Here is a 14,821-nt window from a genome sequence, read left to right on the forward strand (position 1 = left end):
ACGGCAACCTTATTCGCTGCTGGCCGGCTCCGCCTTCAGCAAGTCACCGTAAGTAACCGCATCGGTGCTGTCGAGCACCAGACCATAAGACAGGGTGGGGAAGACCCGATATACGAATACAGCGCCATTGCGCACCGGCGGGGTCATGCGGTCGGCTTCTTCCTTGCTTTCCTTCTTGATCAGCTTGCCGGGCTTGTAGGCGAACAGCACGGTACCCAGATCAATACCATCGGCTGCACCGCGATTCACCACCACGGTTGACAGGGACCCCACATGGCGCGCACCGGAATAGGACGACAGGACCTTGGCTTCGATGGCCTGCTCCGGCAGGTGCGGCACGAAATTGATGAAGGGTTTTTCCGGAGCACGGACCAGTCGGGCGCCGACCGGAATTTCGCGAACGGCCTTGGTGACTTTCAGCGTGGTCACTTCGCCCTCGGCGGTAACGATGGCGTCGCCCAGGTAAGCCAGCTCCAGACCGATCTTCTTTTCCTTGTTGTCCGGGTCAAGGATGGAGGCCCGGTTGATCACCACCTGCCAGGTTTCCCCTTCCTTGCCGGCCATGTCGACGGCGTAGATCGTGTCGCCGGTACCGAAAACCACCCGGTTTTCCAGACCGGCGCCAATGCGGGCAGCCGTCTTGTAGTCGGCTTCCGCCATGACCAGCGGCTTGTCGAGGAAAGGATCGATTGCCGAAGCGGGAATACTCGGAATCGCCATACCCTGCAGGGGCGATGAGCGCACCGTCGGCGACAGCTTGACCGAACGGCCGGACACCTTCTCGTTCTTCAGCAGGCGCAGGCGAGGCTGGGCGCCGGAGCGGTCGAGCAGGATGACGTCACCCGGGTAAATCCAGTGCGGGTTTTTGATTTCTTCCTTGTTCATCTGCCAGATTTCCGGCCAGCGCCAGGGCTGGCTCAGGAATTTGCCGGAGATGCCCCACAGGGTGTCGCCCTTGACGACGACGTAACGATCCGGCGCATCCTTGGCGAGCTGCAAGGTATCGGCATTGGCTACGCCGGCCAATGAACCAAGCGACAGAAGAAGCGATATAATTGTTTTACGCATGCTGGTATGCCCATTCCTTGCCAGTTTGATTGCCCATACCTTCCCAAAGGTAGACCAAGCCGGCGACAATTGCGAAAGCCTTGCGGCGAATGCCAGTGCAATCACGCCGCAAAGCCTATCGCCAGATTTCCTGATTCTGCATAGAAACTTTTTTCCCCGCAAGAAAATATGGCCATCCTGAACATTTTGCACTACCCCGACGAACGGTTGCACACGGTTGCCAAGCCGGTGACGGTTTTTGACGCTGCCCTGCAAAAGCAGATCGACGACATGGCCGAGACCATGTACGCCGCGCCCGGCATTGGCCTTGCGGCCACGCAGGTCAATTATCACTACCGCCTGATTGTGATCGACCTTTCCGAAAGCCGCGATCAGCTGCTGGTGCTGATCAATCCGGAGTTCCTCGAAAAGGACGGCATCACCACCTACGAGGAAGGCTGCCTGTCCGTGCCCGGCATCTATGAAGAAGTCGAGCGCGCCGAGCGGGTGAAGATTCGCGCACTGGATCGCCACGGCCAGCCTTTCGAGCTGGACGCCGACGGCCTGCTGGCGATCTGCATCCAGCACGAAATCGACCATCTGGACGGCAAGGTCTTCGTTGAAAAGCTCTCGCGTCTGAAACTGAACCGCATTATCCAGAAGCTGAAGAAAAACCAGCGCAAGACGCTGTGAGGCGTAAGGCGCGAGGCGGCAGAACCATATCCAACACCGGGTATCGTTACACAGCCTTTTCCGTATAAGGGCTGCAGCCCCATACCCAAAAAGAAGCACTTGACCGGATTGATTGAAAAATGAAAGTTGTCTTTGCCGGTACGCCGGATTTCGCCGCGAGCGCGCTGGCGGCGCTGCACGAAGCCGGCCACGAGATTGTCCAGGTGCTGACCCAGCCCGATCGCCCTTCCGGGCGCGGCATGAAGCTCACCCCCTCGCCGGTCAAGGCGCTGGCCGTACAGCTCGGCCTGCCGGTCTATCAGCCAGAGCGCCTGCGCACACCGGAACAGCAGGCGCCCCTGGCGAGCTGCGACGTGATGGTCGTTGCGGCCTACGGCATCATCCTGCCGCAAGCGGTGCTGGATCTGCCGCGCCTGGGCTGCCTGAATATCCACGCCTCGCTGCTGCCGCGCTGGCGCGGTGCGGCGCCGATCCAGCGCGCCATTCTGGCCGGTGATGCAGAAACCGGCATCACCATCATGCAGATGGATGCCGGCCTCGATACCGGCGACATGCTCTCGCGCCATGTCACCCCCATCCTGCCCGACGATACGGCCGTCAGCCTGCACGACAAGCTGGCCAGCCAGGGCGCGACGGCGATCGTCGCCGCACTGGCCGACCTGCCGGCCCTGCAGGCGGTGCGCCAGCCACAACCCGAGGCCGGCGTCACCTACGCGGAAAAGCTCAGCAAGGACGAAGCGCGCATCGACTGGCGCCGTCCGGCGGCCGAGCTGGACCGCATGATTCGCGCCTTCAACCCCTTCCCCTCCGCGCAGACCACGCTCGAGGGCGCGGCACTGAAGCTCTGGCGTGCCAGCCCGGAAGCCGCCAGCGGCGCGCCCGGCGAAATCCTCGCGACCGAGCGCAGCGGCATCCTGATTGCCTGCGGCGACGGTGCCCTGCGGGTGACCGAGCTGCAAAAGGCCGGTGGCAAGCGCCTTGATGCTGCAGCCTTTCTGGCCGGCAACAGCCTGGCCTGTGGCCAGCGCCTCGGCGCGGACTGAGCCACGTCCCTGCCAGGCCAAGCCACCCATAAACCCCAACCCCTATCCGCCTGTAGCTCATTAACCAATTCGGCCGCAGGCGGATACCCGGATCAATCATGTTCCTCACGCAAAAGCTCGCCAGCCAGACCCTGCACGCCGTGCTCGGCGGCCAGAATCTCACCGACGCCTTGCAGCAGCTCTGGCGACGCCATCCGCAACTGAGCCCGCAACAGCGTGGCGCGATCCAGGATGCCTGCTACGGCACGCTGCGCCAGCTCGGGCTATGGCGCGCGGTATTGCGGCAACTGCTGAAAGCGCCGCTGAGCGAGCCGGAAATCGAAACCCTGCTGCTGGTGGCCCTGCAGCAGCTGGCGGCCGGCCGTGCGGCCAGCTATGCGATTGTCGACCATGCCGTCCAGGTCGCCGCCAAAACCGGCAGCGGGCGCGCCAAGGGGCTGGTCAACGCAGTGCTGCGCAATTTCCTGCGCCAGCAGGACACCCTGCTGAACCAGGCGGCCGAACAGGCCGAAGGACGCTGGAATCATCCGCGCTGGTGGCAGGACGCCATGCGCCGCGCCTGGCCCGACGACTGGGAGGCCGTGCTCACCGCCAACAACAGCCACCCGCCGATGACCCTGCGCGTCAACCGCCGGCACGGCACGCCCGCCGCTTACCAGGCCCTGCTGACTGAGGCCGGCATTGCCGCCCGCCCGCTGGGCCAGGCGGCGCTGCAACTGGACAAGGCCGTGGGTGTCGAGCACTTGCCGCGTTTTGCCGAGGGCTGGGTGTCGGTACAGGATTACGGCGCGCAGCTCGCCGCCGAATTGCTGGATGTGCGCGATGGCCAGCGCGTGCTCGATGCCTGCGCGGCGCCGGGCGGCAAGACCGGCCATATTCTGGAGCTGGCCGATGTGCAGCTCACCGCGATCGACAACAACGCCGAGCGCCTGGCGCGCGTGGCCGACAATCTCGGCCGCCTGCAGCTCACGGCCACCCTGCGCTGCGGCGATGCCGGCCAGCCGGAAGGCTGGTGGGATGGCCAGCCCTTTGACCGCATCCTCGCCGACGTCCCCTGTTCGGCCTCGGGCGTCACCCGCCGCCACCCCGACATCAAATGGCTGCGCCGCCCCGAGGATTTCGCCAGCTTTGCCCGCCAGCAGGCCGCCATGCTGGATGCGCTGTGGCCGCTTCTGGCTGTCGGCGGGAAACTGCTGTACGCTACGTGCTCCGTTTTTCCGGCGGAAAACAGCGAGTCCGCAGCCGCATTTGCCGCGCGTCATCCGGACGCCCGCCGCCTGCCGCTGCCCGACAGCCTGCCTGCCGCCGGCCAGTTACTGCCCTCCCCGGAGCATGATGGGTTTTATTACGCGCTTTTCAGCAAGGATGCTGCGTCCGCCTAGGCTCAGACTGGCGCTGTGCGCGCTGCTGCTGAGCCTGGCCGCGCTGGCGGGCGACATCCAGCCACTGAAAACCGAGGCGGAGCTTGGCAACGGTCAGGTGCAACTCACCGCGCGCTTCGCGATCACGCTCAGCCCGGCCACCGAGCAGGCGCTGCAAAATGGCAGCAGCCTGCCCTTCACCTTTGAATTCCAGCTCAGAAAGCCGCGGCTGGCGGCCTGGTATCACCAGACCAAGAACGGCTTTGGCGCGATTGCCAGCAGCACTCACAGGCTGAGCTTCCACCCGCTGACCCGCCAGTACCGCGTGACCACCAACGGCATTGCCCGCAACTTCGCCAGCCTGGAGGAAGCCCTGCTGGCCGCCGGCACCATCGGCGGCTGGACCGTACTGAGCGACAGCAGCGCCGCCAGTGATGTCGCCGATTTTTCCGGCAAGGTACGCCTCTTTCTGGATGTGGCGCTGATGCCCAAACCCATGCAGATCAGCGCGCTGGGCAACAGCGACTGGCGGCTGGACTCGGGCTGGCACGAACTGCAGGCCGTCGCCCTGCCGGGAGCCGCGCCATGAAGCGCCTGCTGCTGGTCTTTGCGGCGCTCGGCGCCGTGCTGCTGTTCATGCTGGCCACCGCTGCCGGCAATGAATCCGCCTTTTCCGAATACTACGATGTGTTGCTGACGCTGAACCTGCTGCTGCTGGGCGGCATGGCGGCGCTCGTCATCGGCCACCTCTACCGCCTGCTCAAGCGCGTGCGCAGCAAGGTCTTCGGCTCGCGGCTGATGCTGCGGCTGATGCTGATGTTCGCACTGGTCGCCGTCCTGCCCGGCGCGCTCGTCTACACGCTGTCGGTGCAATTCCTCAACCGCTCGATCGAAACCTGGTTCGATGTCCGCGTCGACAACGCCCTCGACAAGGGCCTGAACCTGGGCCACACCGCCATCGATTTCCAGCTGGGCGAGCTGGCGCGCAAGGCGCAGGTGATCGCCTGGGATGTGCACGACAACCCGAGCAGCACCATGCTGACGCGGCTGACCCGCCTGCGTGACACGACCGGCGTGCAGGAAATCACGCTGTTCGACGAATACGGCGGCGTGGCGGCGCACATCGGCAATGAACGGGCCAGCCTGATCCCGCCGCAGCCGGACCGCAAGATGCTGCGCAAGGCTGCTGTCGATGGCTACAGCGGACTGGAAGACAATCTGGACGGCACGCTGGACATGCGCGTACTGGTCCAGCTGCCCGGCAATACCTTCAGCGACAAGAAACGCTACCTGCAGCTGATCCAGCCGGTGCCGCAGCAATTGGCGCAGGATGCCGAGCTGGTCGAACAGGTGCGCAGCGAATACAAGCAGCTCTCGCATTCGCGGCAGGGGCTGAAAATGATCTTCAGCCTGACCCTGACGATTGCCCTGCTGGTGGCACTGCTGGGTGCGCTGGTGCTGGCGCTGTATCTGTCCGACAAGCTGGCCGCACCGCTGTCGCTGCTGGCCGCCGGCACCAAGGCAGTGGCACAGGGCGACTTCAGCCAGCAGCAGCCGGTGGTCAGTCGCGACGAGCTGGGCATCCTCACGCACTCCTTCAACCGCATGACGCGCCAGCTGGCCGAAACCCGTGCCAAGCTTGAGCTCAACCAGGCCGAACAGGCCGCCGCCAAGGCCTATGTCGAGGCGATCCTGGGCTCGATTTCCGCCGGCGTGCTGTCGTTTGACGAAGACTGCCTGCTGCAGTCGACCAATCTGAGCGCCCTGCGCATTCTCGGGCTGGACCCCGCCAAGGTCGATGGCCAGCCGCTGGGGCGCTGGCATGAGGAATACCCGGTACTGGCCAATTTCTGCGCGCAGGTGCTGCGCGGCGTGCTGTCCGACGACGAGCACTGGCAATGCCAGGTCGAGCTGGCTGGCGACAAGCGCGTGCTGCTCGTGCACGGCACACGGCTGTCGGGCATGCCCGACCAGTTCGACATCATGGGCGGCTTCGTCGTGGTCTTCGACGACATCACCGACCTGCTCGCCGCCCAGCGCGATGCCGCCTGGGGCGAGGTGGCGCGCCGGCTGGCCCACGAAATCAAGAACCCGCTCACCCCGATCCAGCTCGCTGCCGAGCGCATGGAGCACAAGCTTGCCGACAAGCTGGAGCCGCAGGCCGCCGAGCTATTGACTCGCAATACGCAAACCATCGTCAAGCAGGTCGCCGCGCTCAAGCAGATGGTCGATGCCTTCCGCGACTACGCGCGCAAACCATCGGGCAAGCTGCATCCGCTCGATCTCGCCCAGTTGCTGCGCGAGGTACTGGTGCTCTACGAAGCCGCGCCGATCGAGCAGCACGGCATCCCGGTCGCGCCCGTCATGGTCAAGGGCGATGCCACCCATTTGCGCCAGGTCATTCACAACCTGCTGCAAAACGCCCAGGACGCCATTAGGGAAAGTACCGAGCCAAAAGTTTGCATTCATTGCGAAAAAGACGAAAAATGGGCGCGCTTGAACATTGCCGACAATGGCCCTGGGTTCTCCAGCGAGCTTCTGCCCCGTGTTTTCGAGCCCTATATCACAACCAAAACCAAAGGGACCGGACTGGGACTGGCCATCGTGAAAAAAATCATTGAAGAGCATCATGGACGCATCCAGGTCGGCAATTTGCCAACCGGGGGCGCGTTTGTGCGCATTGAACTGCCGCTGTGGGAGGATGTAATAAGTGGCTAGTCAGGATATTTTGATTGTCGATGATGAAATCGGCATCCGGGAACTGCTCTCGGAAATCTTGCAGGACGAAGGCTATAGCGTCGCCGAGGCGGAAAACGCCGAAGCCGCACGCCGCTACCGCAACCAGGCCATTCCGAAGATGGTCTTGCTCGACATCTGGATGCCGGACACCGACGGCGTCACCCTGCTCAAGGAATGGTCGCGCAACGGCCAGCTCACCATGCCGGTGGTAATGATGTCGGGCCACGCCACCATCGACACCGCCGTCGAGGCCACGCGCATCGGCGCGCTGGACTTTCTGGAAAAACCGATCGGCCTGCAGAAACTGCTGGCGGTGGTCAAGCGGGCAATGAGCCAGCAGGCCGCCCCCCCAAAAGTGACGCAGGGGTTGCAGAGTCTTGGCAGCAGCAGCACGATTGCTGCGCTGCAGGAGACACTTGACCAGGTCGGGAAGCAGCCCCTGCCGATTCTGCTGACCGGCGAACCTGGCGCCGGCTACGAACTGTGTGCCCGCTATCTGACGCCGGCCAACGCCCCCTTCATTGCCCCGAACGCCAACGACGATCTGGCCATTGCCCCGCAGGACCTGCTCAACCGCGCCAGCGGCGGCACGCTGTTTTTGCGCGACATCGCCTGGCTGGAGCGCAAGGCGCAGCTGAGCCTGCTGGGCCTCTTGCCCAAGCTGGAAAAGCAGAAAGTGCGTCTGGTGTGCGTGAGCAGCCGCTCGCTCGACCAGCTGGTACCGGTATTCGACCCGGAACTGCTGCGCCTGTTGACCCAGGTCATCGTGCCGATCCCGGCGCTGCGCGAGCATGCCGAAGACATCCCGATGCTGGCCAACCAGCTGCTGGCGCAAATCCCCAACCAGAACGGCGAGCAGCATTTCTCGCGCGCCGCCATGCAGCTGCTGTCGCAGCAAAGCTGGCCGGGGAACCTCGACCAGCTGAACAATGTGGTGAAAAGCCTGGCGCTCACCTGCCGCACGCCGGAAATCGACGTGTTGCCGGTCAGCCGCCTGCTCTCGCAGATCGGCCCGACCCAGGGCGGTGATGCGGCGAGCGCGCCGGTGGCGGCGATGCCGCTGCCGCAGCTGGATCTGGATCTGCCCTTGCGCGAGGCGCGCGACCAGTTCGAAAAGTTCTATCTGGAACGGCAGATCGAACTGGCGCGCGGCAATATGAGCCGGGTGGCCGAGAAGATCGGCCTGGAGCGCACGCACCTCTACCGCAAGCTCAAGCAGCTGGGCATCCAGATGCAGAAGAAAAACCGCGTACAAGAAGACGACTAAACCCATGCCTGATTATGTCTTTCCTTCAGGAAGCAAGGTTTTCAGCGCCTGCGGCGCGGTGTTTTGATGCCGGGGGTGCCCGGCGGCACGTCAGGGGGCTTGTCTTGCCAAGCCCCCCGACACCCCCAAGGCGCGCCCGGCCAGCCGCCCCGCTACGCGGGGTACCTTGCGATGCTCGTTTTTCCGGGGGCGCGGGACAACTCGGCCCTGCGGGCCTCAAACACGTCCCGCGCCTGATCCCGGAAAACCTGCGCTTCTCAGCGGCTTTCAGGGCAGAGCGTGCTAATCAGCGCCTTTGTTGCTCAGGCTTCCAGAAGCAGAGACATAATCAGAAACCCATGAAGGGTATATGCCCCGAGGCCATTCCCATGATTGCCTGTGGCCATATACCCCTCAAAAAGACCATGACCGCCCGGCGCATGCCGCGGCGGTCGTTTCGTTTGGAGACGCCCGCAGCATGTCCCGCATCCTGATTCTCGGCGCTGGCCGGGTTGGTTCATCGGTCGCCGAACAGCTGGTACTGGAGAAATACGACGTCACCATCGTCGACAGCAATGGCACGCTGCTCAAGCCACTGGCGGACCGGCTGGATCTGCGCACCGTGCAGGGCGAGCCAGCCTCCCCGGCGGTGCTGCAGCAGGCGGGCGCGGCGGACTGCGACCTGCTGCTGGCGGTCACCCCCAGCGATGAGGTCAACATGGTGGCCTGCAAGGTCGCCAGCGAGCTTTTCAATGTCCCGACCCGGCTGGCGCGCATCCGCCAGCAGGACTACCTGAAGCACCGACAGCTTTTTGGCGAGGGCGGCTTCGCCATTGACCATGTGATCACCCCCGCGCAGATCGTCACCGACTATCTGGTCAGCCTGATTGAAACCCCCGAAGCCCTGCAGGTACTGGAGTTCGGCGCCGGCCGGGCAATGCTCGTCGTATTGCGCGTGGAAGCCGGCGCGCCGATGGACGGCAAAGCGCTCAGCGCGCTGGCCATCCATCTGCCGAAAACCGATTGCCGCGTGGTCTCCGTCTACCGCAAGGACCGGCGCATCCAGCCCGATGGCGACACCCATCTGCAGGTGGGCGACGAGGTGTTCGTGCTGATCGCCAGCGCCGACACGCGCAGCGTCATCCGCGAATTCCGCGCCAGCGACCGCGCCATCAAGCGCATCCTCATCGCCGGCGGCGGCAATGTCGGCTACCGGCTGGCGCGCGCGCTGGAGCACGACTATCAGGTCAAGCTGATCGAATGCAAGGCCGAGCGCGCCGCCTGGCTGGCCGAGCGCCTGGACAACACGCTGGTGCTGCATGGCGAGGCCACCGACGAAGCCCTGCTCGACACCGAGCAGATCGAGCGCTGCGACCTCTATCTGGCGCTGACCAGCGACGACGAGGACAACATCATGTCCGCGCTGCTGGCCAAGCAAAAGGGCGCGCGCAAGACCATCGCCATCATCAACCGCTCCAGCTATGTCGATCTGCTGCAGGGGGGGCGCATCGACGTGGCGCTGTCGCCGGCCCAGGCCACCATCGGCTCGCTGCTGGCGCATGTGCGCCAGGGTGATATCGTCGCCGTACACAGCCTGCGCCGCGGCTCGGCGGAGGCCATCGAGCTGGTGATTCACGGCACCCGCGACACCTCGCGCGTGATCGGCCGCAAGGTGGAAGAGCTGGAGCTGCCCTCCGGCGCCAATCTGGCGGCAGTGATCCGTGGCGAGCAGGTGCTGATGGCGCACCACGACACGGTGCTGCACGATGGCGACCACGCCATCGTGTTCATCGACAACAAGAATCACCTGCGCACCGTCGAAAAACTGTTTGCCGTGAAGATCGGCTTTTTCTGAGCACCGCCATGGCCCTCTCCCGCCGCATCCTGCCCGTAGCCAATGTGCTGGCGCGCGTCGCCGGCATTTTCTCGCTGTCGCTGCTGGCGCCGATCGCGCTGGCCTGGTTCGGCGGCGATGCCGGCCTGTGGCCCTTCATCGACGCGCTGATCGGCCTGCAGGCCATCTGCCTGCTGACCTTTCTCGCCACGCGCCGCTATCGGCGCGAAATGCAGGCGCGCGACGGCTTCATCCTGGTCGTCGGCCTGTGGACGGTGCTGCCGGCCGTGGCCGCCGTGCCGCTGCAGCTTTACAACCCGGGCTGGAGCTTTACCGACTGCTATTTCGAGGCCATGTCGGGGCTGACCACCACCGGGGCCACCGCCTTTGCCGGGCTGGACCAGTTGCCGCCGTCGCTCAATCTGTGGCGCCACCTGCTGAACTGGCTGGGCGGCATGGGGATCATCGTGCTGGCCGTCGCCATCATGCCGTTGCTGGGCGTGGGCGGCATGCAGCTCTTCAAGGCGGAAACGCCGGGGCCGATGAAAGACGCCAAACTCACGCCGCGCATCCACGAAACCGCGCGCAACCTCTGGCTGGTGTATGCCGGCCTGACGCTGGTCTGCGCGCTGCTGCTGAAATACGCCGGTGCAATGAGCTGGCTGGATGCCGTCTGCCACGCCATGGCAGCCCTGTCGCTGGGCGGTTTTTCCACGCACGACGCCAGCGTCGGCTTTTTCGATTCGCCGCTGATCGAGGGCATTCTCATCGTCTTCATGCTGCTGGCAGCCACCAATTTTGCCACCCATTATCTGGCACTGACCGGCCGCCGCCTTGCCACCTACTGGCACGACAGCGAATTCAAAAGCATGCTGCTGCTGATTGTGGGCAGCACACTGCTGCTGGCCGGCTACCTGCTCTGGCACAGCACCTATCCCGACTACCTCACCGCCCTGCGCCACACCGCCTTCAATCTGGTGTCCATCGCCACCGACAGCGGCTTCGCGAGTCAGGACTTCGGCCAGTGGCCGATACTGGTGCCGCTGACGATGCTGCTGCTGTCGTGCATGACGGCCTGCGCCGGCTCGACCGGCGGCGGCATCAAGATGATCCGCACGCTCGTCATGCTGCGCGAATCGGGCCGCCAGTTCCGCAGCCTGATTCACCCGCAGTCGGTGACGCCGCTGCGCGTGAACGGCATGGTGATCGCCAATCCGGTGATCTTTGCCGTGATGGGCTTCGTGTTTCTGTATGTGGCCAGCATCGTCGTGCTGACACTGGCGCTGTTGCTGACCGGGCTGGATTTCATCAGCGCCTTCTCGGCCGTGCTGGCCTGCATCAACAACGCCGGACCGGGTCTGGGCGTCGTTGGCCCGGCCAACAACTATGGCGCCTTGAGCGACGTGCAGATCTGGATCTGCAGCTTTACGATGCTGCTGGGACGACTGGAGATCTTCTCGGTGCTGGTGCTGTTGACGCCCACCTTCTGGCGCAGCTGATCTTGATCCGGCCCTTTGCTGTTTTCACTCGTAGGAGCGAGCTTGCTCGCGATCAGCAACGCTTCGCGAGCAAGCTCGCTCCTACAGAAATTCATGCCCCTGAGGGCCAAACCAATAGGGTATTGCCCCACAGCCCAAGCCAGAAAATGGCCACAGGGCAATACCCATGTCAATACCTATGACAATACTCATGAAAAAGCCGGCTCGCGCCGGCTTTTTCATGCCGCATGGGCAGCACTTCAGCCGGCAGGCGTGGCCGCCATGCCCTGCCAGCCGCCGCCAAGCGCCAGCAGCAGCGTGATGCGCTGATTGAGCTGGGCGGTACGCAACTGCAGCAGCTCGCTTTCCGCCGCCAGCACGGCCTGCTCGCGTGCCAGCACACTGCGCGGGTCACGCGAGCCGACCTTGACGCGCACCTGCTCGCGCCGGAGCGCCTCGTGCTGTTCGGCCAGCCGCGCCTCCAGCAAGCGGGCGCGCTCGGCCAGCGCCGCCTCGCCCTGCAGGCCGGCCTCGACTTCCTTCAGCGCGTTCAGCGCCTGGCTGCCGTAGGCAATCGCGGCCTCCTTCTGCACGGCCGTGTAGTAATCGGCCTGGCCCTTGAGCTGGCCGCCGGTAAACAGCGGCGCCAGGAAGCTGCCGCTCAGGCCCTTGAGCGGCGTTTCCGCGGCATTGAGCAGGAAAACGTCGCTCTGGATGTCGGTAATCGCTGCCGTCAGCGCAATGCGCGGCAGGCGCGCGGCCTGTGCGGATTGCTGCAGGTCGAAGGCGGCAGCCACGCGCCGCTCGGCAGCGATCAGATCGGGCCTGCGCTCCAGCAGGCTGGCCGGCAGGCCGGCGGCTGGCGCTGCCGGCAGGGCAGGCAGGCTGCGATCAGCGGCAAGGCTGGCGGCCGGATAGCGGCCCAGCAGCACTTCGAATTCCTGCTGCAGCTGCGTTCTGGCCAGCTGCAACTGGCGCAGCTGATCGCGCTGCTGCAAGAGCGCGCTGTTCACATCCTGGATGTCGCTGGCCGGACTGATCCCGGTCGCCACACGCTGACGGGTCAGCGCCAGCAGCTTTTCCTGCGCGGCGATGATGCCCTGCAGACGCGTCTCCAGCTGTGCATATTGCAGCAGACCAAACCAGTAGCGCGCCGTCGTGCTCGCCACCAGCTGCTCGGCCCAGGCGAAATCGGCCTGGGTGGCGGCCAGCTGCGCATCGGCGGCGCGCGCCTGCGCGCGCACGCGGCCCCACAGGTCGACCTCCCAGCTCGCGGCAAGCTGGAGAATCTGCGTGTCACTCTTGCCGCCGACGCCCTTGAGGCCGATGGCCGGATACAGCTCGCCACCGTTGACGGCGACCATGGCGCGGGCCTGCTCGATGCGTGCGGCGGCGCGCAGCAGGTCGCGATTGTTGCCAACCGCCTCCTGCACCAGCGCCAGCAGTTGCGGATCGTTGAAGTCGGCCAGCCAGCCGCGCTGCGGGTCGCCGGCTATGGCCTGCGCGCTCCAGTTGCCGCGCTCGGCCAGCACCGGCAGCTGCTGCTCGCGCAACTCGCCGCTGGTCGGCACCGGCTGCAGCGCGCAGCCGGACAGGGCCAGCAACAAGAGGGCCGGCAGGCTGCGCAGCGGGGTAATGCGTGGGGAAACGGTCATGGCATTCCCCTTAGTGCAGCTTCAGGATCAGGTAATTCATCTTGGTGTTCACGCGCAGGATCACCTTGCGCAGGATATGCACCATCTTGCCGCTGTCGGTGTAAATGGCCCCGGCGCCCACGGCCCCGGTCGGCAGGAACATGCCCTTGGATTTGCCGTCGACCTTGAGCTTGACCGCGAAGCGGTTGGGCGGCGGCGCATAGGGGCCGGTATTGGGCAGGGTGCCTCCGGTATTGCCGGCCATCGCAGCCATCGGCACGGCGCCTTGCGATTGCGCCCAGATCACCGAGTCGACCCTGGCCTTGATGATTTCGCCCGGATGCGTTTCCAGCGCCACCTCGGCCTCGTTGCCTTCGCCCACCTTGTAGAGTTCGTTCTGGTGATAGAAGGCAATCAGCTCCTGCTCGTCCTCGATAAAGCTGAAGGCGGGAGCAAACGGCATGGGCACCAGCATGGTGCCGACGCGTACCTGCAGGTTGACCACCTTGCCATCGGCCGGCGCGCGATAGATGGTCTGATCGAGTTCCCACTTGGCGTTTTCCAGCTGCACCTCGGTGGCGGCGCGCTGCGCGCGCGCCGAGGCAATCGCGGCAAACTCGCCCTGGCTGCTGGCGGACAATTTCTGCTTGGCTTCGTTTTCCGTGGCAATGGCGCTGGCCAGATCGCCTTCCAGCTCAAGCACGCGTGATCTGGCTTCTTCCAGCGCGAACTTGTCGCCGGCGCCGGCGGCCACCAGCTCTTCGTGCTCCTTCTGGCGCTTGCGCGCCAGATCCAGCTTGGCCTGCACGGCGCTGACCTTGCCGGCGGCGCCGCGGATCGACTCGGACAGCTGGCGCGCCGACGCTTCGGCATTGGCCAGTGCGGCATCGTCGGCCTTGAGTCTGGCCTTGAGCTGCTTCACGGCAGATTCATACGGGGTCGGATCGATGCGCAGCAGCACATCGCCCTTCTTGTAGCTGCGGTTGCCTTCCACCGCCAGCTCGACCACCCGACCCTTGACCTGCGGCACGACCTGCAGCACGCGGTTCATCACGCGCACATCGGCAGATGAGGGCGCGACAACATTGAGGAACAGAATCAGTGCGGTCAGGCCCACCACCGGGATGGTGATGACGATCACCATGGAAATCTTGTTCCACGGCAGCCACTTGAACTTGAAAAAGACGAGCCAGACAAAAAACGCGTAAATACCCAGCAGTATCGCTTCCATTTAGGCTTCATCCTTCTTGATGCTTGCTGCCGCAACGGCAGCCTTGAGCTGTTCGATTTCCGCCTTCAGCGCGGCGAGCTCGCCGGCCTCCTGCGCGGTGCGCTGCTCCAGCGCCGCCAGTTTCCGGTCTTCCTGCTGCAGATGCTGCTCATGTTCGTCGAGCACCTTGTCGGTGCCGTAGGCCAACTTGTACATCACCGGCTTGGAATAGGCCCACAGCCAGGCAATCGGCCAGAGCATGCCGCCAAAGACCAGCGACAGCAGGCAGAGCGTCTGGATGGCGTCCTTTTGCGGGTGATGGCGCTTGTGGGCGATCTTCTCGGGCAGGATGTGCACCATCCAGAACAGATAGATGCCGCCGATGGGCACGGCGAACAGGATGATCCACGACAGCACGTCGGCCGCCGCATCCAGGGTTTCGCCGTGCAGGAAGGATGCATGGGCCGGCAAGGCCAGCAGGCCCAGCAGGATTGCCAGTCCGGATATGCGCATTCTCATTATTTAGCCTCTCTCCG

12 protein-coding genes are annotated in these 14,821 nt (G+C 64.5%); 8 read left to right on the forward strand and 4 right to left on the reverse strand.

The window, feature by feature from the left end; all coding sequences use genetic code 11:
* Nucleotides 1–9: 9 nt before the first annotated feature.
* Nucleotides 10–1,068 carry a LysM peptidoglycan-binding domain-containing protein gene (locus C515_RS0105580; RefSeq protein WP_028454734.1) on the reverse strand — a complete coding sequence of 353 codons (1,059 nt, stop codon included), beginning with the start codon at nt 1,066–1,068 and terminating at the stop codon, nt 10–12.
* 168 nt (nt 1,069–1,236) lie between these two features.
* On the opposite strand from C515_RS0105580, the gene def reads away from it, so the two are divergent.
* The 8 genes from def to C515_RS0105620 all read left to right on the forward strand — a co-directional run bounded on the left by def (nt 1,237) and on the right by C515_RS0105620 (nt 11,462).
* Nucleotides 1,237–1,740, forward strand: coding sequence for a peptide deformylase (gene def / locus C515_RS0105585; RefSeq protein ID WP_028454735.1), 504 nt, complete (start codon nt 1,237–1,239; stop codon nt 1,738–1,740).
* Nucleotides 1,741–1,859: 119 nt separating this feature from the next.
* The gene (gene fmt / locus C515_RS0105590; RefSeq protein ID WP_028454736.1) at nt 1,860–2,783 is read left to right on the forward strand and encodes a methionyl-tRNA formyltransferase; all 924 of its coding nucleotides are present in this window, start codon (nt 1,860–1,862) and stop codon (nt 2,781–2,783) included.
* Nucleotides 2,784–2,881: 98 nt separating this feature from the next.
* Nucleotides 2,882–4,165, forward strand: coding sequence for a 16S rRNA (cytosine(967)-C(5))-methyltransferase RsmB (rsmB, locus tag C515_RS0105595; protein WP_028454737.1), 1,284 nt, complete (start codon nt 2,882–2,884; stop codon nt 4,163–4,165).
* Nucleotides 4,149–4,733, forward strand: coding sequence for a DUF4390 domain-containing protein (locus C515_RS0105600; protein ID WP_028454738.1), 585 nt, complete (start codon nt 4,149–4,151; stop codon nt 4,731–4,733). The genes rsmB and C515_RS0105600 overlap by 17 nt, the downstream gene beginning before the upstream one ends.
* Complete coding sequence (locus C515_RS0105605; protein ID WP_028454739.1) at nt 4,730–6,862, forward strand: sensor histidine kinase; 2,133 nt, start codon at nt 4,730–4,732, stop codon at nt 6,860–6,862. The genes C515_RS0105600 and C515_RS0105605 overlap by 4 nt, the downstream gene beginning before the upstream one ends.
* On the forward strand, nt 6,855–8,150 hold the full coding sequence (locus tag C515_RS0105610) for a sigma-54-dependent transcriptional regulator (protein ID WP_028454740.1): 1,296 nt from the start codon (nt 6,855–6,857) through the stop codon (nt 8,148–8,150). The genes C515_RS0105605 and C515_RS0105610 overlap by 8 nt, the downstream gene beginning before the upstream one ends.
* 457 nt (nt 8,151–8,607) lie before the next feature.
* Nucleotides 8,608–9,984, forward strand: coding sequence for a Trk system potassium transporter TrkA (gene trkA / locus C515_RS0105615; RefSeq protein ID WP_028454741.1), 1,377 nt, complete (start codon nt 8,608–8,610; stop codon nt 9,982–9,984).
* Between the two features lie 8 nt (nt 9,985–9,992).
* On the forward strand, nt 9,993–11,462 hold the full coding sequence (locus C515_RS0105620; protein ID WP_211233990.1) for a TrkH family potassium uptake protein: 1,470 nt from the start codon (nt 9,993–9,995) through the stop codon (nt 11,460–11,462).
* A 239-nt stretch (nt 11,463–11,701) separates the two neighbouring features.
* Here the strand turns inward: C515_RS0105620 and C515_RS0105625 are convergent, their stop codons facing one another.
* From C515_RS0105625 to C515_RS19705, 3 genes are read right to left on the reverse strand one after another with little or no spacing between them, the layout of a single operon-like run.
* Nucleotides 11,702–13,096 (reverse strand): efflux transporter outer membrane subunit, encoded by a 1,395-nt coding sequence (locus C515_RS0105625; protein ID WP_043648248.1) that lies wholly within the window; start codon nt 13,094–13,096, stop codon nt 11,702–11,704.
* 10 nt (nt 13,097–13,106) lie between these two features.
* On the reverse strand, nt 13,107–14,306 hold the full coding sequence (locus tag C515_RS0105630; protein WP_028454744.1) for an HlyD family secretion protein: 1,200 nt from the start codon (nt 14,304–14,306) through the stop codon (nt 13,107–13,109).
* Nucleotides 14,307–14,804 carry a DUF3302 domain-containing protein gene (locus C515_RS19705; RefSeq protein ID WP_051304670.1) on the reverse strand — a complete coding sequence of 166 codons (498 nt, stop codon included), beginning with the start codon at nt 14,802–14,804 and terminating at the stop codon, nt 14,307–14,309.
* Between the last annotated feature and the right edge of the window lie 17 nt (nt 14,805–14,821).

Source organism: Chitinilyticum litopenaei DSM 21440, assembly GCF_000428145.1.
GTDB classification, from domain to species: Bacteria; Pseudomonadota; Gammaproteobacteria; order Burkholderiales; family Chitinibacteraceae; genus Chitinilyticum; species Chitinilyticum litopenaei.

Coding starts and splice junctions, on each gene's coding strand:
- C515_RS0105580 (WP_028454734.1), bottom strand. CDS start 1,068: ATGCGTAAAACAATTATATCGCTTCTTCTGTCGCTTGGTTCATTGGCC.
- def (WP_028454735.1), top strand. CDS start 1,237: ATGGCCATCCTGAACATTTTGCACTACCCCGACGAACGGTTGCACACG.
- fmt (WP_028454736.1), top strand. CDS start 1,860: ATGAAAGTTGTCTTTGCCGGTACGCCGGATTTCGCCGCGAGCGCGCTG.
- rsmB (WP_028454737.1), top strand. CDS start 2,882: ATGTTCCTCACGCAAAAGCTCGCCAGCCAGACCCTGCACGCCGTGCTC.
- C515_RS0105600 (WP_028454738.1), top strand. CDS start 4,149: ATGCTGCGTCCGCCTAGGCTCAGACTGGCGCTGTGCGCGCTGCTGCTG.
- C515_RS0105605 (WP_028454739.1), top strand. CDS start 4,730: ATGAAGCGCCTGCTGCTGGTCTTTGCGGCGCTCGGCGCCGTGCTGCTG.
- trkA (WP_028454741.1), top strand. CDS start 8,608: ATGTCCCGCATCCTGATTCTCGGCGCTGGCCGGGTTGGTTCATCGGTC.
- C515_RS0105620 (WP_211233990.1), top strand. CDS start 9,993: ATGGCCCTCTCCCGCCGCATCCTGCCCGTAGCCAATGTGCTGGCGCGC.
- C515_RS0105625 (WP_043648248.1), bottom strand. CDS start 13,096: ATGACCGTTTCCCCACGCATTACCCCGCTGCGCAGCCTGCCGGCCCTC.
- C515_RS0105630 (WP_028454744.1), bottom strand. CDS start 14,306: ATGGAAGCGATACTGCTGGGTATTTACGCGTTTTTTGTCTGGCTCGTC.
- C515_RS19705 (WP_051304670.1), bottom strand. CDS start 14,804: ATGAGAATGCGCATATCCGGACTGGCAATCCTGCTGGGCCTGCTGGCC.